The sequence below is a fragment of the Sphingopyxis lindanitolerans genome (genome assembly GCF_002993885.1).
Lineage (GTDB): Bacteria > Pseudomonadota > Alphaproteobacteria > Sphingomonadales > Sphingomonadaceae > Sphingopyxis > Sphingopyxis lindanitolerans.
The window spans coordinates 3,791,520-3,810,664 of record NZ_CM009578.1 but is presented as its reverse complement, the minus strand read 5'-3'; the positions used below and the strand labels follow the sequence as shown (position 1 = coordinate 3,810,664).

Genomic DNA, 19,145 nt, shown 5'->3' with positions numbered 1-19,145 from the left:
TTATCGACGAGCCGCAGATGACCGACCGCCTGACGATCCGCCGCCCCGACGACTGGCACGTCCATCTGCGTGACGGCGCGATGCTGGGCGCGGTCGCGCGTCATACCGCGCGCCAGTTCGCGCGCGCGATCATCATGCCCAACCTGTCGCCGCCGGTGACGACCGCGGCGGAAGGCGCGGCGTATCGCGATCGCATCCGCGCCGCCGTGCCGAAGGAACTCGACTTCACCCCGTTGATCGTCGCCTATCTGACCGATCGCAGCGACGCCGACGAACTGACGCGCGGCCATGCCGCGGGGGTATTCACCGCCGCGAAACTCTATCCCGCCCACGCGACGACGGGCAGCGCGCACGGCGTCACCGACATCGCCAACATCCTGCCCGTGCTCGATCGCATGGCCGAGATCGGCATGCCGCTGCTGATCCATGGCGAGGTGACCGACCAGGACGTCGACATCTTCGACCGCGAAGCGGTGTTCATCGACCGCATCCTCGCGCCGCTCGTGAAGAAGCTGCCGACCCTCAAGATCGTGTTCGAACATATCACGACGGCCGAAGCGGTCGATTTCGTGCGGGACGCGCCCGCGAATATCGGCGCGACGATCACCCCGCAGCACCTCCACATCAACCGCAACGCGATGCTCGTCGGCGGCATCCGGCCGCACGCTTACTGCCTGCCCGTCGCCAAGCGCGAGGCGCACCGGCTCGCGGTGCGCGCGGCGGCGGTGTCGGGCTCGCCCAAATTCTTCCTCGGCACCGACAGCGCGCCGCACGCGGTTCACACGAAAGAGGCCGCTTGCGGCTGCGCGGGCATTTTCAACGCGCCCTATGCGCTCGAATCCTATGTGACGGTGTTCGACGAGGAAGGCGCGCTCGACAAGTTCGAGGGCTTTGCGAGCGAGCATGGCCCGAATTTCTATGGCCTGCCGCTCAATGGCGGCACGATCACGCTCGAACGCGGCGAGACGGTGGTGCCCGACAGGATCGGCGAAGTCGTCCCCTTCCACGCGGGCGAGACATTGGGCTGGCGGCTGGTTTAGGCGATCCCGACCATCCGTTCGGCGCGCATCTTGCGCCACATATCAAAGCTGAACACCGCGATACTGATCCAGATCAAGAGGAAGCAGGCAAATTGCACGGGCTTCAGCGGCTCGTGGAAGGCGAACAGGCCGAGCAGGAATTGCAACGTCGGCGCCAGATATTGCGCAAAGCCGAGCGCGGCATAGCTCATCCGCCGCGCCGCCGTCGCGAAGAGGAGCAGCGGCACCGCGGTCACGATACCGCTCGCCATCAAGAGCAGGCTGATCGAGCCGCCCGATCCAAAGCCGCGCCCGTCGCCGATCCACAGATACCAGCCCGCGACCGCGAGCGCCAAGGGCGTCAGCAGCGTCGTCTCGACCGCGAGGCCGGGGAGCGACCCCACCGGCACGATCTTGCGGATCAGACCATAGAAGCCGAAGGTCAGCGCGAGCATCAGGCTGATCCACAAAGTGTCGAGCGCCCCCGCGAGCAGGATCGCGACCCCGACGCCCGCGATAACGACCGCGACGAGCTGGAGCCGGCCGAGCCGCTCGCCGAGGAAAACCATTCCCAGCACCACATTGATCAGCGGGTTGAGATAATAGCCAAGGCTCGCCGCGAGCACATGGTCGGTGAAGATCGCGAAGATATAGACGAGCCAGTTGACCGCGATCAGCAGCGAACTCGCGAGCAGCATCCGCAGCACGCGAATGTCGCGGAGCGCGGCGAGATAGTCGCCGATCTGCCGCCGGAAGACCATGATGACGAAACAGAGCGGCAGCGACCAGATGATGCGCTGCGCCAGCACCTCGACCGGCGGAACGCTTTCGACCAATTTGAAGAAGAGCGGGACAAAGCCCCAGATGCCATAAGCGGCTAGCGCATAGGGCAGGCCGCTCTGATCGCTCCCCGCCGGGGCCGGGGCCGGAGACGTCGCCATGGCCCCGCGATCAGATGATGCCGCCGCCGAGCATCAGGCGAACGACGCCGATGACGATGACGACGATATTGAGATTGCGTCCGCTGGTCCGGCTCGACATCGCGCCGAGCGCCAGCCCGACGACCGCGATCGGCACCACCACCCAATTCGCCCAGCCAAGCAGCGGGATGAAGGCGGGAATGGCGAGAATCAGCGCGATAAGGCCGATGACGATCGAGGCGATGTTCAACATGGCCTTGGTGTCGCATGGCGGCGCCCCGCCTTCAAGAGCCTTTCGGTTCGTCTATGGATTCACTCGCTTCGTCTCGTTGCTTCAGGTTCATGCAACGGCTTGCGAGCGCGGCTCGTTCTCCCCTCGAAGCGTCCGGTCCCGCTCGGGAAGGAGGCGCCATGACCAGGAAAGGATTTGATATGCGTATTTTGACCAAGGGCATGATGGGTCTGTTCGTCGCGGCCAGCGTCGTCGGCACCGTGCCCGCTTATGCCGGCGTGGCGAGCGCCGTCCCCGGCTATCACTCGACCGATGCGTCGGCGGACTATTACAAGAAGCGCAAGCACGACCGTCGCCATTATGCGCAGCGTGACCAGCGCGTGAATAGCAACACGCGCATCTGGCGCGGCAATGACGGCCGTTATCGCTGCAAGCGGGATAATGGCACCACGGGCCTGCTGATCGGCGGCGCGGTCGGCGGCCTCGCCGGTCATGAGATCGCGGGCAACGGCGACAAGCTGCTCGGCACCGTGCTCGGCGCCGCGGGCGGCGCGCTGCTCGGCCGCGAGATCGACAAGGATAAATATCGCTGCCGCTAGGGGACAAATATCGCCGCGGCCAAGCGACGAATGTCGCTGCCGCCAGGCGATGGAAACCCATCGCGGGTGTGGGTCCGAGACCCCTCCGCCCGCACACGTGATGGAGAGGGCGCCGGCCTAACCCCCGGCGCCCTCGATTTTGTGCGTCGTCGATGGGTTGCGGGCACGGCGCCCTCCCCTCCCGCTTCGTCCGGCTGAACGCGGGCGCATTCGCAACGCGCCCCGATCGTCAATCTTCGCAGGTCTTGCCCCCTGATCGCGCTTGCCGCACAAGCGTCGGCCAATCGCTGCGGGAGAAGAGATATGCTCAATGGCCCCCTGCTCGTGACCGGGCGGCTGATCCTGCGTCCGCCCGCGACCGAGGATTTCGACGCCTTTGCCGCGATGTGCGCCGAAGAGGACACGATGCGCTTCATCGGCGGCACCTGCCCGCGGTCGGCGGCGTGGCGGCAATGGTGTACGCTCGCTGGAGCGTGGCACATCCGCGGCTTTTCGATGTTCTCGGTGATCGAGCGCGACACCGGCGAATGGGTCGGCCGCCTCGGCCCGTGGGAACCCGACGGCTGGCCCGCGCCCGAGGTCGGCTATGGCGTGCGCGCCAAATTCGCCGGCAAGGGTTACGCCTTCGAGGGCGCGGTCGCGGCGTGCGATTTCGCGGTCGAATTCCTGAAATGGCCCGAGCTGATGCACAGCATCGACCCCGCCAATAGCCGCTCGCAGGCGCTCGCCCAGCGGCTCGGCGCGACGAACAGCGGGCCGACCCGCCTCCCCGCGCCTTTTCAGGACGCACCGGTCGACGCCTGGACGCAAAGCGCCGATGCCTGGCGCGTGAAACGCAAGGAGTTTCAGCCGTGAGCGACCAGCACATCGACCCCGAACGCGCGCAGTTCGACGCCTTCAAGGCGCTGCCGCGCGACACGAAAATCCACATGCTCAACCTCGTCCGCTTCAAGGACAAGGCGAGCTATCCCGCCGACCATCCGCTCGCGTCCGCCGGGCTGAGCGGGGCGGAGGCTTATGCGAATTATGGCCGCGACAGCGGGGCGGTGTTCGAGCGCCTCGGCGGCCGCATCATCTGGCGCGGGGCGATGGAGGCGATGGTGATCGGCCCCGACGGCGACGTTTGGGACGCGATGTTCGTCGCCGAATATCCGAATAGCGGCGCCTTCATGGCGATGGTGACCGATCCCGCCTATCGCCAGGCGGTCGTCCACCGCCAGGCCGCGGTCGAGACGTCGCGGCTGATCCGCTGTGCGCCGCGCGATGCGGGTTCGGGACGGTTCGCCGATTAGGGGTGAAATACACCTCTCGTCATGGCGAGCGGAGCGAAGCAATGACGGAGAAAATGACATTCCGTCTCGCTCCGGCACAGGTTTGAGCCGACAAAGTCGCGCCCATTAACGCATTTTATTTGGGCCTTTTTAACCAGGATCGGGCATTCCGGGGGGATGTTAAGGGAGTGTTAGCTATGATCGCGCGGGGAAAATGGCTGATCGCGGGCCTGATGGTGGCGGCGGCGGTGCCGCTGGCGGGGTGCCGCGACAATCCGGCGGCCAAGGCCGATCTCAAGCCGATCGACGACGGGCTGACCGACGGCGATCCGGCGGTCAAGGGCGCGCTCGAAGACAAGATCATGGTCGATCCCAGGCTGACCGGCCAGGCGAACCGCAACGCCGCGGCGCCGGGCAACCAGCCCGTCGGCGGCGGCGTCCCCGGCATCGCGGCTGGCAAGGCGGCGACGGCGGCCGAAGCCGCGGCGGCGTTGGCCGCAGGCAAGCTGCTCGCCGCACCCAAGGCCCTGCCCTTCGAGGAAGGCTGCAACGGCGATTGCGCTGCAAAGCGCCCGGTCACGATCGGCGCGCTCGCACGCGACCAGCAAAAGGGAAGCTGCGACGCCAAGCTGACCTATGGCAACGCCTGGGCCGACCGCCTGCCGACCGCGTTCAAAGTCTACCCGCGCGCGACGCTGCGCGAAGCCGCGGGCGTCGCCGGCGGCAAATGCAACATCCGCGTCGTCAATTTCCAGACCGCCGCCTCGATCCAGGGCGTGCTCGACTATTATCACACGCTGGCGGTGCACGCCGGCTACACCAGCGACCATCGCGTGCGCGGCAATGAGCATATGCTCGGCGGCACCAAGGGCGACCTTGCTTTCGTCATCTTCGCGCGCCGCGACGGCGGCATGACCGACGTCGACCTGGTCGCCTCGGGCGGGAAGTAACAAGCACTCGCCACGGCGCAAGACAAAAGGCCCCGAGGGTGAGGAACCCCCGGGGCCTTTGTCATGCGTGACGAGGCGCGATCGTCAAATCTTGTCGCCGAGCGCGCCCTTGACCTTGCCGGTCAGATTCTGGGCTTCGCCCTTTCGTTCCTGCGCGATGCCTTCGGCGCGCAGCCGCTCGTTGTCGGTCGCCTTGCCAACCGCCTGCTTCACATTGCCGGCGGCTTGGTTGGCGAGACCTTTTGCTTTGTCCTTGAGTTCACCCACGGTGTATCTCCTTGGTTTTCAGAGGCGAAAGGGACGCGCCTCTTACCGGATCAACGAGGCACGGGAGCGCTTGTTCCGCCTGGCAGGACAAACGGCCCCAGGAAAGCGATCACCCGCGCGCGACGATGTCGTCGAGCGCCGCCGGGCTCAGGATCGTGACGCGATTATAATCGACCGCGATCAGCCCCGCCTCCTCGAACCCGCGCAGCAGCTTGTTGATGCTCTGCCGCGTCACGCCGAGCATCGCGCCCAGCTGTTCCTGCGGCAGGCGCAGCGCCAGCTCGGTGCCCGCCCGGCCCGCGACACCGTGAATCCGCGCAAGGTCGGCAAGCGTCGCCGCCATCCGCTGTTCGAGCGAGCCGAGCTTCTGGTTGTTGAGCTGGCGCAGACTGTCGCCGTGCCGCGCGCACATCAACAACGCGATGTCGCGCCATAATATGGGTTCGGCGTCGAGGATCGCGGCCAGCCCGTCGCACGGCAGGTGCAGCAGCACGCTGTCCTCATAGGCGCTATAGACATAATGGATCGGCGGTTCGGCAAGCAGGCGGACGATCGCGAGAATTTCGTGCGGCCCCTGCACGCTCAGCACGAATTTCTTGCCCGCCGCCGACGCGCGGCTGACCTCGACCTCGCCCGCGGCAATGACGAACGCCTCGCGCCTTTCGGGATCGCGCGCGAAGATTTCGGCGCCGCGCGCATAATGTTCGGCGCGCGCGATCGCCGCGACCTCGGCAAGCGGCGCCTCGGGCCAGGCGGCGAACAGCGGACAGAGCCGAAGCCCGGCGAGGCGGTCCTCGCGCGACCATGCACGCTGGTCCGTCGCCATGCTCCTTCTCCCCAATTTCGTCATTGCGAGCGAAGCGAAGCAATCCAGAGCGGTATGCGCGACGCTGGATTGCTTCGCTTCGCTCGCAATGACGAGACTTATTGCCATCCCGGTCTAAATGCGAACGGCAAGATTCCCAAAGAGATTGTCGGCGCGATGACAGACTGCGCCTGCGCCCGGCGCTAGGGAGCAAAAAAATCGAGAGGAGTGTCGTTCGATGAAAAGCCTGCTTGCCCTTCTGGCGATGGCGGCCGCCTTCGTGACCAGCGCAGCCCATGCCGCGCCGGTCAGCGAGGAGGATGCCTATGCCATCGGCCTCGAAGCCTATACCTATGCCTATCCGATGGTGCTGATGGAAACCACGCGGCGCGTGTCGACCAATGCCGGTGCCGATGGCCGAATGCGCGCGCCGATGAACCATTTCGGGCATATGCGGACCTATCCCGACGCCAGTTTCAAGGACGTCGTGCGTCCCAATGCCGACACGCTCTATTCGCCGCTGTGGTTCGATGTCGGCACGGAACCGCTGATCATCACCCTGCCGAAAACGGCGGGCCGCTATCATGTCGTGCCGATCATGGACATGTGGACCGACGTTTTCGCCGCGCTCGGCACCCGCACCACCGGCAACGACGGCGGCATCATCGCGCTCGTCGGTCCGCACTGGCAGGGGACATTGCCAAAGGGAATGTGGATGGTCCGCAGCCCGACCGAAATGGGTTGGATCATCGGCCGCATCCAGACCAACGGCGCCGCCGACTACGACCATGTCCACGCGCTCCAGGCGAGTTATTCCGCGACCCCGCTGTCGGCGTGGGGCAAGCCGCAAGCGCCCGTGGCGCTCAAGACAGACCCTATGGTCGATATGAAGACGCCGCCGGTCGAACAGGTCGCGAAGATGACCCCTGCGGCCTTTTTCGCGCTGTTCGCCGAAACGCTGAAGCATAATCCGCCGCACGCCAGCGACTATGCGGTGCTGGCGCGGATGGAGCGCGTCGGGCTGGTCCCAGGACAGAGCTTCGACCTTGCCGCCGCCGATCCGGCGGTGCAGCGCGGGCTGACACGCGCCGCCGTCGACGCATGGCAGCGGATTATGAACCGCCGCAAGGGGCTCAACCTGACGCGCAACAATTGGGTCGCGATGGGCAATGCGCTCGGCGTCTATGGCAATGATTATCTCCAGCGCGCCTTCATCGCCTTTGCCGGCCTCGGCGCGCTGCCGCCCGAAGAAGCCGTCTATCCGATGGCGCCGCTCGACAGCGACGGCAAGCCGCTGACCGGCGCCTCGCGCTATGTCCTCCATTTCGACAAGGATCAGATTCCGCCGGCCGACGCCTTCTGGTCGCTGACCATGTATGGCGCCGATCAGTTCTTCGTCGCCAATCCGATCGATCGCTTCGCGATCGGCGACCGCGACAAGCTGAGTTTCAACCCCGACGGTTCGCTCGACCTCTATATCCAGAAGGATAATCCGGGCGCCGACAAGGAAGCCAACTGGCTGCCCGCCCCCGACGGGCCGTTCAGCATGAACCTGCGCCTCTACCTCCCGCGCCGCCCGGCGCTGGAAGGAAGCTGGATCGCGCCGCCGATCAAGCGTGTGCCGTAACACCCGTCCGTCATCCCGGCGAAGGCCGGGATGACGACCCAGTAGGAAAAACTAAATCAGCCCCGCGAGCGGGCTCGACGGATCGGCGTAGCGCCGCACGCCCATGCGCCCCGCAAGGTAGGAATCGCGCCCCGCCTCGACCGCCAGTTTCATCGCGCGCGCCATGCGAATGGGGTCTTTGGCCTCGGCGATCGCGGTGTTCATCAGCACCCCGTCGCAGCCAAGCTCCATCGCCACCGCGGCATCGCTCGCGGTGCCGACCCCCGCATCGACGAGCACCGGCACCGATGCGCCTTCGACGATCAGGCGGATCGTCACGCGGTTCTGGATGCCAAGCCCCGATCCGATCGGCGCCCCCAGCGGCATGACCGCGACCGCGCCCGCATCCTCGAGTTGCTTCGCCGCGATCGGATCGTCGACGCAATAGACCATCGGCAGAAAGCCTTCCTTCGCGAGCACTTCGGTCGCCTCGAGCGTCTCGCGCATGTTCGGATAGAGCGTCTTCGCCTCGCCGAGCACTTCCAGCTTCACCAGATCCCAGCCCCCCGCCTCGCGCGCCAGCCGCAGCGTGCGGATCGCGTCGTCGGCGTTGAAACAGCCCGCGGTGTTGGGCAGATAAGTGATCTTCTTCGGATCGATATAGTCGGTGAGCATCGGCGCCGACGGGTCGGACACATTGACCCGGCGCACCGCGACGGTGACGATCTCGGCCCCCGACGCCGCGACGGCGGCGGCATTCTGTTCGAAATCCTTATATTTGCCGGTGCCGACAATCAGCCGCGACGTGAAAGTCCGCCCGGCAACGCTCCAACCGTCGGTCAACAACCGCCTCCTACGAAATGAACGATTTCCAGCGCATCGCCCTCGGCAAGCGCAACGTCGGCGAGGGTCGAGCGCGGCACGATCGCGCGATTGCGCTCGACCGCGACCTTCTTCCCGTCGAGGCCCAGCGACGCGACGAGATCGGCGATGCTACCTTCGCGCACATGCCTCTGCTCGCCGTTGAGGATGATCGATAACATCTGGCCTACCTCGCTTTGCCTTTCGCCGTGCAGCCCATATAGGGGGAGCGCGCATCCTAGCAACCGAAAGGCCGTCGCTTGTCCGAACTTCCGACCGTCTATGTCCTTAGCGGCCCCAACCTCAACCTGCTCGGCACGCGCGAGCCCGAAATTTACGGCCACGACACGCTGAACGACATCCACGCGCGGCTGGCGGCGCAGGCGGCTGATCTCGGCCTGCGCGTCGAATGCCGCCAAACGAACCACGAGGGCGTGCTGATCGACTGGCTGCACGAAGCTTATGTCGAAGGCGCCAAGGCGGTGCTGCTCAACGCGGGCGGCTATACCCACACGTCGATCGCGATCCACGACGCGATCAAGTCGATCAAGGTGCCGGTGATCGAGGTTCATCTGTCGGACCCGATGCAGCGCGAGCCGTTTCGCCATCTCAGCTATGTCGGCATGGCGGCGGCCCTGCATTTTGCGGGGCATGGCGCGAACAGCTACACGCTGGCGCTGGACGCCGCCGCCCGTCTCTGACAAGAGGGGCGCCATCAGAACAGGGGTCCGAGCGCCGCATCCAACGGCGCCGCAGCAACAGGAAAAATTCTCATGGGTGACCATAAAGACAATGGCCTCAACATCGATCCGGCCTTCGTGCGGGCGCTCGCCGAACTGCTCGACGACACGCAGCTTTCGGAGATCGAGGTCGAAGACGGCGACCGCAAGGTGCGCGTCGCGCGGACGCTGACCGCCGCGCCGGTCGCTTATGCGCCGGCACCGGTTGCCGCCGCGGCCGCCCCTGCGGCTCCCGCCGCCGTCGCCGCACCGGCGCCCGCCGTCGACAGCTTCGCCGACGCGGTGAAGTCGCCGATGGTCGGCACCGTCTATCTCGCCCCCGAACCCGGCGCGCCCAATTTCGCCGCGATCGGTTCGGCGGTGAAGGCCGGCGACACGGTCCTGATCATCGAGGCGATGAAGGTGATGAACCCGATCGTCGCCCCCGCCGCGGGCACGCTCAAGGCCGTGCATGTCGAGAACAGCCAGCCGGTCGAATTCGACCAGCCGCTGTTCACCCTCGGCTGATCCGAAGGGCGAATTTGGTCATGACCATCGAAAAGCTCCTGATCGCCAACCGTGGCGAGATCGCGCTGCGTATCCACCGCGCGTGTCACGAAATGGGCATCAGGACGGTCGCGGTCCATTCGACCGCCGACACCGACGCGATGCACGTCCGCCTCGCCGACGAAGCCGTGTGCATCGGCCCGCCCGCGGCGAAAGACAGCTATCTCAACATCCCCGCGATCATTTCGGCGGCGGAGATCACCGGTGCCGACGCCATCCATCCCGGCTATGGTTTCCTCTCTGAAAACGAGCGCTTTGCCGAGATCATCGAAGCGCACAACATGGTCTTCGTCGGGCCGAAGCCCGAACATATCCGCACGATGGGCGACAAGGTCGAGGCCAAGCGCACCGCGGTCAAGCTGGGCCTGCCGGTGGTTCCGGGCTCGCCCGGCGCGGTGACGTTCAGCGAGGAAACCAAGAAGCTCGCGCATGAGATCGGCTATCCGGTGCTGATCAAGGCGGCGTCGGGCGGCGGCGGCCGCGGCATGAAGGTCGTCCCCGACGAGGACAGCCTCGAAAGCCTGATGGGTCAGGCATCGAGCGAAGCGGCGGCCGCCTTCGGCGATCCGACCGTCTATATGGAAAAATATCTCGGCAACCCGCGCCATATCGAATTCCAGATCTTCGGCGACGGCAAGGGCAATGCCATCCACCTCGGCGAGCGCGACTGCTCGCTCCAGCGCCGCCACCAGAAAGTGCTCGAAGAGGCCCCCTCGCCGATCATCTCGGCAGAGGAGCGCGCGCGCATGGGCGGCATCTGCGCCGACGCGATGGCGGCGATGCACTATCGCGGCGCTGGCACGATCGAATTCCTTTGGGAAAATGGCGAATTCTTCTTCATCGAGATGAACACGCGCATCCAGGTCGAGCATCCGGTGACCGAAATGATCACCGGCTTCGACCTCGTTCGCGAACAGATTCGCATCGCGGGCGGCGCGGGCCTGTCGGTCAAGCAGGAGGATCTCGAATTTCGCGGCCACGCGATGGAATGCCGTATCAATGCCGAGGATCCGCGCAGCTTCCTGCCCTCGCCCGGCAAGGTGACGAGCTATCACGCCGCGGGCGGCATGCATGTGCGCGTCGATAGCGGGCTTTACGCCGGCTATTCGATCCCACCCTATTATGACAGCATGATCGGCAAGCTGATCGTCTATGGCCGCAGCCGCGAAAGCTGCATGATGCGGATGCGCCGCGCGCTGGGGGAAATGGTGATCGGCGGCGTCAAGACGAACATCCCGCTCCACCAGGCGCTGCTCGCCGACCCCGACGTGATCAACGGCGATTACACGATCAAGTGGCTCGAGGAATGGCTCGCGAAACAGGACGCGGACGCGGCCTGAGTCTTCTTTCATAGCGTGTTCCCCCGCGAAGGCGGGGGGCCATCACCGGCCGGTTCGAACTTGCACGGGCAGAAGATGGGTCCCCGCCTTCGCCGGGGCATACGGATTATTGCACGCCGGCCTGTGCCCTAGCTCCCTTTAACTGCCCCGCCTTTTTGGCTATGGCCCTTTACCATGGTCAAAAAATCCCCCCTTTTCGTGCATCCGTCCGCGGCACTGCTCCTCCCCCTGGCGCTGCTTGCGTCTCCCGCGCTCGCGCAGACGACCAACGTCAAGGAGGATTCGGTCGTCCTGCAACCCGACAAGGTCAAGGACGACGCCCCCGTCGTCGAAACCATGACGCAGGCCAATCTGCCCGACTGGTCGGTGGCGAACGCCAAGGCGCTGCTCGGCGTCGTCCAGAGCGTCGGCGACGAAGGCCTGTTCGCAAAGGATTATGATCCCGACGCGCTGCAGGCGGCGATCGACGGCGGCGACCAGGACCAGCTCGATCGGGTCGCGACCGACAGCTTCCTGCTGCTCGCGACGCACCTGCGCGACGGCCGCACGCCCAATGTGGCGCGCAAGCAATGGTTCATGACCGACAGCGACGCGCAGACCGAGCCGCTGATCGCGCTCCTGACCTCGGCGCTGACGACCAACACCATTCCTGCGGCACTCGCCGGGCTCGACCCGGTGCATCCCAATTTCGTGGCGCTGAAGGCGGCGCTCAAGACGGCGAAAACCCCCGCCGACGCCAATGCGATCCGCGTCAACATGGAACGCTGGCGCTGGATGCCGCGCGATCTTGGCGATCATTATGTCGTCAGCAATGTTCCCGAATATCTGACCCGTGTCATCCACGGCGGCACGATCATCGCGACGCACAAGGCGGTCGTCGGCAAGCCGTCGACCCCGACGCCGCAGCTCAACCCGATGGCGACCGGGATCATCCTCAACCCGACCTGGACGCTGCCGCGCAGCATCATCGCCGAAGGCATCGGCGCGACGATCGCGAACAACCCCGCCCGCGCCCGCGCGCAAGGCTATACCTGGACGGGCAGCGGCAAGTCGCTGTCGGTGGTGCAGCAGCCGGGCGCCAACAACGCGCTGGGCGTGATGAAGATGGAGATGCTCAACCCGCACGCCATCTACCTGCACGACACGCCGTCGAAGGGCGCTTTCGCGGCGGCGGCGCGCGCCTTCAGCCACGGCTGCATCCGCACCGAGCGGGCGCTGCACTTTTCCGGGCTGATGGCGGTCTATTTCGCCGGGCGCAGTCCCGAGGAATTTGGCGAGGCGGTCGCGAGCGGCAAGACGACGAAATTCACCTTCGAACAGCCCTTCCCCGTCTATGTCGCCTATTGGACCGTCGTTCCGGGCGCCAAGGGCGGCGTCACCAAGCTCGCCGACATCTATGGCCGCGATGCCCCCGTCGTCGCGAGCTTCGCCAAACCCGGCCGCGCCGCCGCGGTGGTGATCTCGCCGAACCCGCCGGCGGTGGTACCGACGGTGCCGGTGGCAGCAACCCCCACCACGCAGGTCGGCAAGCTGGGCAACGGCGGGATCTACTGAACGACACCTGTTGCCCCCGCGAAGGCGGGGGCCGCTGGCAATCTTACGCTACCCCGCTAGCCGCCTGTACGGGGCGACGGCGCAGGTCAATCTGCCGTCTTCGGCATCGTCCCGCTGGTCGCGCTCGCGCGAACCATATTCTCGGTTCCCGGCAGCGGCTCTGTCGGCATCTGGAAACTCGGCATCGGTGGCGGCAGGCTGAGCTTGTCGGCAAAGAGCAGGCGCCCCGGCCCGAGCTTATAGAGTATCGTCGGCAGCAATTCCTCGCCAAAGACGAAGCAGCCCTCGCTGCGCCCCAGCTTGCCCTGCGTCGCGATCAGCGACGGTTCGGCATACCAGGCGCCGTGGATGACGATCGCGCGCATGTCGGCATTGTTGTTATCGGCCTCCAGCCCCGCGAGCCGCATCGACGATCCGTTCGCACCCCAATAATAATCGCTGGTGCGATAGGCGCCCCGCGACGACGCCAGGCTGCCCGGCGCGTTCGAGAAACGCTTGAGCCAGCCGTCGTGCTGCGGGTCCGACCCGCGGCCGTGGGTCACCGGAAACATCTCGATCTTGCCCGCCGCCATGTCGATCAGCGCGAAGCGCGGACGCGACGACGGCAACCCGAAATCGACGATGCCGACGCGGTCGGTCTGGTGGATGTTGCGCGATTGCAGCGCAAGCTGCTTGCGCGCGACGGCGAGATAGTCGACCGGCGCCTGCACCGGCGCCGGAGGGGGCAGCACGGATTGGGGCTGAGCGATCCAGTCGGGCAATTGGGCGGCGCGCGCCGACGTCGCGGCCAGCGCCCCCGCGCTCGCTAACGCCGCCAACATCGCTCTGCGATCCATCAATTCATTCACGTAAACAGCAACCCCGCATTGGCCGCCTCTGGCGGTCCCTCGATCGTCCATAGATCGTATTCGGGCCGCGAAAGGCAAGCTGGTGGTTCCCCTTCATGCGGGCAGATGTGCCATATATGCCATGAATAGCGGGTTTACGCTGCGGTAAGCTCCGGTTAGGACGCGCGCATGAGAGCAACCATCTGGCACAACCCCGCCTGCGGCACCTCGCGCAAGACGCTGGCGATTCTCGAGGAAACCCCCGGAGTCGAGGTCGAGGTCGTCGAATATCTGAAGACCCCCTATACGGCGGACAAGCTGCGCCAGTTGTTCAGCGACGCCGGCCTCACCGCCCGCGAAGCGCTCCGCCTGCGCGGCACCGACGCCGAAGAGCACGGGCTGAAGGACGCGAGCGAAGAGGCGATCATCGCCGCGATGGTGGAAAATCCCGCCTATGTGGACCGCCCCTTCGTCGAGACCGACAAGGGTGTGCGCTATTGCCGCCCGCAGGATCTGGTGCGCGAGATTTTGTAACGCCCGCCCTGGGGCGGGGGGCGACGGTCATGATCGCTCGAAGCCCGCTCAAAGCGCCGCCGTCAGATCCGCCAGATGGCGGCGCAGCGCCGGGAACTGGTCGTCCTTCGTGATCCCCAGCCGGACGATCGTCACCCGCTGCGACGGCGAGACGATGATATATTGCCCCTGATGCCCGATGCAGGCGAACAGGTCGTTCGGGCCGCGATCGGGCCAGAGCGCGGCGTCGGCGCCCGGCGGACGCCGCCGGTTGAGCCAGATATGGCCGCCATAGCCCGGATCGTCCGCCGACGGGGTCAGCATGAATTTCATCCAGGTTTCAGGCAGCAGCCGCTGGCCGCCCGCGACGCCATGGTTGCGCAGGAATTCACCGAACTTCGCATAGTCGCGCGCGGTGGCGTGCATGATAGAACCGCCGATCATCGTGCCGTGCGCATCGAATTCGGGGGTCAGGCTGGTCATACCGAGTGGCTCGATCAACCGGCCCTGGATGAAATCGCGCATCGCCGCGCGCCGCGCATCGGGATTTTGCGACGGGGTCAGCGTGTCGGCCAATATATCGGCGAGGATCACGCTGGTCGCCGAGCTATAGTTGAACACCTCGCCGGGCTTTGCCGCCGCGGGCTTGGCTTCGGCAAAGGCGGCCATGTCGCCCGCGCCGGTGCCGAACAGCATCTGGATCGTATCGCCCTTCCACACCGGATCGCCGGTTTCGACATGCTCGAGCCCCGAGGCCATGTGAAGCAGGTGGCGCAGCGTGATCGGCCCGCGCGGATCGCCGGTCCGCTGCCACGCCGCGACCGGCGCCGGCGCGTCGAGCGACAATTGCCCGTCGGCGACGAGGAAACCCGTGAGCACGGCGGTGATGCTCTTCGCCATCGACCAGCTGATCAGCTTCGAATTGCGGTCGAACCCCGGACCATAACGTTCATAGATCGGCGCGCCGTCGCGCAGCACGAGCAGCGCGCGCGTCTCGCCCACCGCATCGGCGTCGCCGAACAGCGCGTCGGCTTTCGCCCGGATCGTCGGATCGAGCGCCGCAAGCGCGGGTGAAGCGTCGATCGGCCGGGGATCGATCGACGGACTCCCCTGCCCTGCCGCCTGCGCGAGCGACCAGCCGCCCAGAAGCAGCAGCGCGGCACTTGCCAGCATGGCTTTTTTGGTGATCATGGCGATCCCGTGAGTAACACCAACCCACCCGAGACGGCAACGCCCGACCAACCGCCGAGCACGCCGCGCCCCGAAGTGCCGCCGCACCTGCGCGGTCGCAAGCGGCGGGACGGTAAGCGGGGCGGCTGCCTGCCATGGGTCGCGGGCTTCGGCGTCCTGTTCGCGCTGTTCCTCGTCTGGAAGCTGCCGTCGTTCAAGGCGCAGGCCGAACTGGGGTCGGCCTATGCCGCGCGCATCGGCTGCTCGTGCCGCTATGTCGAGGGACGCAGCCTCGAAAGCTGCCAGACCGATTTCGAGCCGGGAATGGAAATGGTGTCGATCAGCGACGATCCGGCGACGAAGACCATCACCGGCAGCGTCCCCCTGCTCGCGTCGCGCAGCGCCCATTATGCCGGGGCGAGCGGCTGCCTGATCAATCCCGCGAATTAACGTCAGGCTCGGTCGAAGCGCTCGATCCACGGCGCCCAGCGCCGCCAGCCGCCATGATAGCTGCCCCATTCCCAGATGGCGGTGAAGACGAGCGCCGCGAAGGTCGCGAGGCCGAGCGCGATCGGTTGCCAGTGACCGAACCAGGCGGCGGCGCCGACGGCAAGCAGCAGCGCGCTTCCGATCATATGCGAAAAGGGCGGCAATCGGCGGTCGTTCGTCGCTTTCTTGAACCCCATATTGCCGATCAGGAACAACAGTGGTCCGCCGATCGAAACCGCGAGCAGCCCCGGCTCGATATGTCCCTGCGGGTGCATCAGCAGCATCTCGTCGGCGACCGCCGAAACGATGAGTCCCGCGACGATCGCGATGTGCCAATAGGTATAGGCGTTGCGCGCGATCAGCCCTGCCTGATCGCTCGTCTCGATCCGTTCGCTGCCGCGCCGCGCGCCGCTGTCGAAATAGAGCCACCACAGCGCCGCCGAGCCAAGAAAACAGGTCGCGAAAGCGAACCAGTGGAGCCGATCCTGCGGCAGCTCGGCAAAAGTCGCGCCGGTGATCAGCACCCCCTCGCCGAGCGAGATGATCACGAACAACGCGCAGCGTTCGGCCATATGTGCGCCCGAAATATCCCAGTCGCCCGCCTCCGAGCGCCCGAGGATCGGGGTCGGGAAGAAAAGCGCCGGGCCCGCATAATCGATCAGCAACGCCGCGCCCCACAGCAGCAGCCGCTGATCGGGCGCCGCCGCCGCCCCGGCGATCCACAAAGGCAGCGACAACAGCAGCCAGAAAGTGATCCGCAGAAAACTGCGCGCGCGGGCAGGATGAACCCCGCGGCTGGCCCAGACCATATAGAGCGAGCGGCCGATCTGCATCGAGCAATAGGCCGCGGCGAACAGCCAGCCCTGCTTGCCGAAGGCGCCGGGAATCGAAATCGACAGCATGAGCCCGCCGAGCATCAGCAGGATCAGCATCAGCCGGACATGGGCACGCTCGGGGTCGAGCCAGTTGGCGACCCACGTCGTATAGATCCAGACCCACCAGACCGCGAACAGCAGCAGCAAGGTTCGAAGCGCGCCGAGCCATCCCAGATGAGCGAGCAGCGTATGCGACAATTGGGTGATCGCAAAAACAAAGACGAGGTCGAAGAACAGTTCGATATTGGTGACCGGCGCGTGGCCGTGACCACCGTGATCGCGGAATAATTTCGCCTTACCCGTCACCATCGCCCTTCCCCTTTGCAAAGCCGCCCTCCGCGCGAACCCGCCGAGCGGGCGGCATCAGCCGTCGGCGAGAAAGGCGTCCATCGCCGCATTGACCGCCTCGGGATCTTCCCACGGCACGAAATGCCCGCAGCCGGGCACCGTCACGACCGTCGATTGCGTCACCAGTTCGTCGATGCCGTCGAGATTGCACGCGGGCAGCGCGACATCGTCGAGCGCCCATATGACCAGCGTCGGGATCGCCAGCTTGGGAAAGGGCGCCGCGGGCGGCGCGGCATAGGGCTCGTCCATCGCGGGAACGGTCAGCGGCGAGGCGCGATACCAGTTGATCATGGCGCGGCAGGTGTCGCGGTTCTCCCAATCCTTCAGCAACCGGGCGATTTCGTCGGGCGGCTGGATGCCGCCGCTCGGCACGCGCCCGGCAAAGGCATGCGCCAGCAGGCTGGCGATGCCATGCTCGTCGAGCAGCGCGTCGCTCGCCGCATCGCGAAAGATGCGGATATACTGGCTCGCCGCGCGCTGCTCTTCATTGGCAAGCAGCAGACGCTGGAAGATCGCGGGATGCGGCGCATTGGCGATCACCGCGTGAGTGACGCGCCCCGACCATGCGGGATGCAATCCGCCGGGCTGCCCGCCCAGCGCGACGCCCCAGGCGATCGCCCCGCCCCAATCATGCCCGACGACCGTGAAATCATCGACGCCCAGCGCGTCGGCGAGCGCGAAAATGTCGGCGATCAGCTTGTCGGGGGTATAGGCCTCGACCTCCCGCGGCTTCGACGACCCGCGATAGCCGCGCTGGTCGGGCGCGAGGCAGCGAAAGCGGTCGGCGAAATGCGGCAGTTGAAAGCGCCAGGTGCGATGCGATTCGGGAAAACCGTGGAGGAAGATCAGCACCGGCGCATCGCGCGGCCCCACATCGACGACGTCGAGTTCGACCCCGGTCGCCAGCGTCACCCGCACCTGCTCGAAATCGCCCGTCATCCGCATGCTCCATAAGTTGCTTTTCAAAACCAGATTGGCGGGGTGGGACGCGACTGACAAGCCTCTCCGCCGCACGCAGAGAAATTTTGCGCGTAGAGGCGCAGAGGTCGCAGAGATTTTTGGTTCACGCGGAGCCGAGGAGAATATGGCTCGGGCCGGCAGGCTCCTTTCCGCTCACCATGCGGCGTTCGTCGCAGACGTGCGGGAATATGACCGCTTCGCGGCCGACACCGTCTCGCCGCGTCTCCGCGCGAACCCATCCTTCCTCTCTGTGATCTCTGCGCCTCTGCGCGCAAATCAGAATAACCGCCGCCAGAAGTCAGGGATAAGTTGGCGTTTTCGGCATCCCCGGCAGCGGGATATATTCCTCGCTATCGCCGGGCACCAACGGGAATTTGCGGGCCTTCCAGTCGTGCTTCGCTTCGTTGATCCGGTCGCGCGACGAGCTGACGAAATTCCACCACAAATGCCGCGGCGTTGAAAACGCCTCGCCGCCGAGCAGCATCACCCGCGCGTCGGTCGCCGCGCGCAGTGTCATCGCTTCGCCCGGTTTGAGGATATAGAGGCTGTAGCGGTCGAGCGCCTCGCCATCGAGGCTCGCATCGCCCATCGCGACGAGCACCGCGCGCTCGTCGGCCTCGGCCTCGATCGGCAGGCTGGAGCCTGCATTCATCCCTATATCGGCATAGATGGTCGCACTATGCTGCGTCGTCGGCGCGGTCGCGCCCCACAGGCTGCCCATGATCACCCGCGCCGAAACCGCCCCATCCTCGATAAGCGGCAGGTCTTTGGCCGCAACATGCTCGAACGCCGGGTCGATCTCTTCCTTATCGTCGGGCAGCGCGAGCCAGGTCTGCATCCCCGAAATCGGCGATCCGGTGGCGCGCTCGGCCTGCGGGGTGCGCTCCGAATGGACGATCCCGCGCCCCGCCGTCATCAGGTTGCACGCGCCGGGACGGATCGTCGCCTGCGTGCCCAGGCTGTCGCGATGGTCGATCGCCCCCTCGAAAAGATAGGTCAGCGTCGACAGGTTGATATGCGGATGCGGCCGCACGTCCATCCCCTGCCCGATGTCGAAATGCGCCGGGCCGAACTGATCGACGAAGATGAAGGGACCAACCATCGTCCGCTCCTTGTTCGGCAGGGTTCGCCGCACGTCGAAGGCGCCGATATCGTGGGTCGAGGGGGTGATAATCTGGAAAAAATCTCTATGGGCCATCGGCGCATGTCCTTGTCCGGGAGGAGTCGATGTTTTGCACAACGGCGCACCCGTT

23 protein-coding genes are annotated in these 19,145 nt (G+C 65.9%); 12 read left to right on the top strand and 11 right to left on the bottom strand.

Features of this window, described 5'->3' with window-relative positions; translation table 11 throughout:
• Positions 1 to 17 precede the first annotated feature (17 nt).
• Positions 18 to 1,040, top strand: a complete 1,023-nt coding sequence (gene pyrC / locus CVO77_RS18040; RefSeq protein WP_106000250.1) for a dihydroorotase — start codon at positions 18 to 20, stop codon at positions 1,038 to 1,040.
• Here pyrC and rarD read toward each other — a convergent pair.
• Positions 1,037 to 1,960 carry an EamA family transporter RarD gene (gene rarD / locus CVO77_RS18035; protein ID WP_106000249.1) on the bottom strand — a complete coding sequence of 308 codons (924 nt, stop codon included), beginning with the start codon at positions 1,958 to 1,960 and terminating at the stop codon, positions 1,037 to 1,039. The genes pyrC and rarD overlap by 4 nt on opposite strands.
• A 10-nt stretch (positions 1,961 to 1,970) precedes the next feature.
• Complete coding sequence (locus tag CVO77_RS18030) at positions 1,971 to 2,192, bottom strand: hypothetical protein (protein WP_106000248.1); 222 nt, start codon at positions 2,190 to 2,192, stop codon at positions 1,971 to 1,973.
• 179 nt (positions 2,193 to 2,371) lie between these two features.
• Here CVO77_RS18030 and CVO77_RS18025 point away from each other — a divergent pair, with 179 nt between their 5' ends.
• The 4 genes from CVO77_RS18025 to CVO77_RS18010 all read left to right on the top strand — a co-directional run bounded on the left by CVO77_RS18025 (position 2,372) and on the right by CVO77_RS18010 (position 4,991).
• Entirely contained in the window at positions 2,372 to 2,770 is a 399-nt protein-coding gene (locus tag CVO77_RS18025; RefSeq protein ID WP_106000247.1) for a glycine zipper 2TM domain-containing protein, read from the top strand.
• Positions 2,771 to 3,073: 303 nt separating this feature from the next.
• Positions 3,074 to 3,625 (top strand): GNAT family N-acetyltransferase, encoded by a 552-nt coding sequence (locus tag CVO77_RS18020; RefSeq protein WP_106000246.1) that lies wholly within the window; start codon positions 3,074 to 3,076, stop codon positions 3,623 to 3,625.
• The gene (locus CVO77_RS18015) at positions 3,622 to 4,062 is read left to right on the top strand and encodes a DUF1330 domain-containing protein (RefSeq protein WP_106000245.1); all 441 of its coding nucleotides are present in this window, start codon (positions 3,622 to 3,624) and stop codon (positions 4,060 to 4,062) included. Before CVO77_RS18020 ends, CVO77_RS18015 begins: the two co-directional genes overlap by 4 nt.
• Before the next feature lie 176 nt (positions 4,063 to 4,238).
• Positions 4,239 to 4,991, top strand: coding sequence for a hypothetical protein (locus tag CVO77_RS18010; RefSeq protein ID WP_106000244.1), 753 nt, complete (start codon positions 4,239 to 4,241; stop codon positions 4,989 to 4,991).
• Between the two features lie 84 nt (positions 4,992 to 5,075).
• On the opposite strand, the gene CVO77_RS18005 is transcribed toward CVO77_RS18010, so the two are convergent.
• Both CVO77_RS18005 and CVO77_RS18000 read right to left on the bottom strand, forming a co-directional pair.
• On the bottom strand, positions 5,076 to 5,258 hold the full coding sequence (locus tag CVO77_RS18005) for a CsbD family protein (RefSeq protein ID WP_106000243.1): 183 nt from the start codon (positions 5,256 to 5,258) through the stop codon (positions 5,076 to 5,078).
• A 109-nt stretch (positions 5,259 to 5,367) separates the two neighbouring features.
• Positions 5,368 to 6,084, bottom strand: coding sequence for a Crp/Fnr family transcriptional regulator (locus CVO77_RS18000; protein ID WP_158258123.1), 717 nt, complete (start codon positions 6,082 to 6,084; stop codon positions 5,368 to 5,370).
• 217 nt (positions 6,085 to 6,301) lie between these two features.
• Between CVO77_RS18000 and CVO77_RS17995 the strand changes: the two genes are divergently transcribed.
• Positions 6,302 to 7,690: a DUF1254 domain-containing protein gene (locus tag CVO77_RS17995; protein WP_106000241.1), complete on the top strand. Its 1,389-nt coding sequence runs from the start codon at positions 6,302 to 6,304 to the stop codon at positions 7,688 to 7,690.
• A 51-nt stretch (positions 7,691 to 7,741) separates the two neighbouring features.
• On the opposite strand, the gene CVO77_RS17990 is transcribed toward CVO77_RS17995, so the two are convergent.
• Positions 7,742 to 8,512 (bottom strand): thiazole synthase, encoded by a 771-nt coding sequence (locus tag CVO77_RS17990; RefSeq protein ID WP_106000240.1) that lies wholly within the window; start codon positions 8,510 to 8,512, stop codon positions 7,742 to 7,744.
• Complete coding sequence (gene thiS / locus CVO77_RS21865) at positions 8,509 to 8,712, bottom strand: sulfur carrier protein ThiS (protein ID WP_106000239.1); 204 nt, start codon at positions 8,710 to 8,712, stop codon at positions 8,509 to 8,511. The genes CVO77_RS17990 and thiS overlap by 4 nt, the downstream gene beginning before the upstream one ends.
• A 78-nt stretch (positions 8,713 to 8,790) precedes the next feature.
• On the opposite strand from thiS, the gene CVO77_RS17980 reads away from it, so the two are divergent.
• From CVO77_RS17980 to CVO77_RS17965, 4 genes are all read left to right on the top strand, one after another.
• A complete protein-coding gene (locus tag CVO77_RS17980; protein ID WP_106000238.1) occupies positions 8,791 to 9,231 on the top strand; it encodes a type II 3-dehydroquinate dehydratase in 441 nt (146 codons plus the stop codon).
• A gap of 72 nt (positions 9,232 to 9,303) precedes the next feature.
• Positions 9,304 to 9,777 carry an acetyl-CoA carboxylase biotin carboxyl carrier protein gene (gene accB / locus CVO77_RS17975; protein ID WP_106000237.1) on the top strand — a complete coding sequence of 158 codons (474 nt, stop codon included), beginning with the start codon at positions 9,304 to 9,306 and terminating at the stop codon, positions 9,775 to 9,777.
• Positions 9,778 to 9,797: 20 nt separating this feature from the next.
• On the top strand, positions 9,798 to 11,156 hold the full coding sequence (gene accC, locus CVO77_RS17970) for an acetyl-CoA carboxylase biotin carboxylase subunit (RefSeq protein WP_106000236.1): 1,359 nt from the start codon (positions 9,798 to 9,800) through the stop codon (positions 11,154 to 11,156).
• A 174-nt stretch (positions 11,157 to 11,330) separates the two neighbouring features.
• Positions 11,331 to 12,710, top strand: a complete 1,380-nt coding sequence (locus CVO77_RS17965; protein WP_106000235.1) for a L,D-transpeptidase family protein — start codon at positions 11,331 to 11,333, stop codon at positions 12,708 to 12,710.
• A gap of 86 nt (positions 12,711 to 12,796) precedes the next feature.
• Here CVO77_RS17965 and CVO77_RS17960 read toward each other — a convergent pair whose 3' ends face one another.
• Entirely contained in the window at positions 12,797 to 13,531 is a 735-nt protein-coding gene (locus tag CVO77_RS17960; RefSeq protein WP_106000936.1) for a murein L,D-transpeptidase catalytic domain family protein, read from the bottom strand.
• Positions 13,532 to 13,726: 195 nt separating this feature from the next.
• On the opposite strand from CVO77_RS17960, the gene CVO77_RS17955 reads away from it, so the two are divergent.
• The gene (locus tag CVO77_RS17955) at positions 13,727 to 14,071 is read left to right on the top strand and encodes an arsenate reductase family protein (protein WP_106000234.1); all 345 of its coding nucleotides are present in this window, start codon (positions 13,727 to 13,729) and stop codon (positions 14,069 to 14,071) included.
• Between the two features lie 48 nt (positions 14,072 to 14,119).
• On the opposite strand, the gene CVO77_RS17950 is transcribed toward CVO77_RS17955, so the two are convergent.
• Entirely contained in the window at positions 14,120 to 15,241 is a 1,122-nt protein-coding gene (locus CVO77_RS17950; protein WP_106000233.1) for a serine hydrolase domain-containing protein, read from the bottom strand.
• A 9-nt stretch (positions 15,242 to 15,250) separates the two neighbouring features.
• Here CVO77_RS17950 and CVO77_RS17945 point away from each other — a divergent pair, with 9 nt between their 5' ends.
• On the top strand, positions 15,251 to 15,670 hold the full coding sequence (locus CVO77_RS17945) for a hypothetical protein (protein ID WP_106000232.1): 420 nt from the start codon (positions 15,251 to 15,253) through the stop codon (positions 15,668 to 15,670).
• Positions 15,671 to 15,672: 2 nt separating this feature from the next.
• On the opposite strand, the gene CVO77_RS17940 is transcribed toward CVO77_RS17945, so the two are convergent.
• The 3 genes from CVO77_RS17940 to CVO77_RS17930 form a co-directional block, all read right to left on the bottom strand.
• Positions 15,673 to 16,893 (bottom strand): low temperature requirement protein A, encoded by a 1,221-nt coding sequence (locus tag CVO77_RS17940; RefSeq protein WP_106000231.1) that lies wholly within the window; start codon positions 16,891 to 16,893, stop codon positions 15,673 to 15,675.
• Between the two features lie 54 nt (positions 16,894 to 16,947).
• Positions 16,948 to 17,871, bottom strand: a complete 924-nt coding sequence (locus tag CVO77_RS17935; protein WP_106000935.1) for an alpha/beta fold hydrolase — start codon at positions 17,869 to 17,871, stop codon at positions 16,948 to 16,950.
• A gap of 319 nt (positions 17,872 to 18,190) precedes the next feature.
• Positions 18,191 to 19,090, bottom strand: coding sequence for a pirin family protein (locus CVO77_RS17930; protein WP_106000230.1), 900 nt, complete (start codon positions 19,088 to 19,090; stop codon positions 18,191 to 18,193).
• Between the last annotated feature and the right edge of the window lie 55 nt (positions 19,091 to 19,145).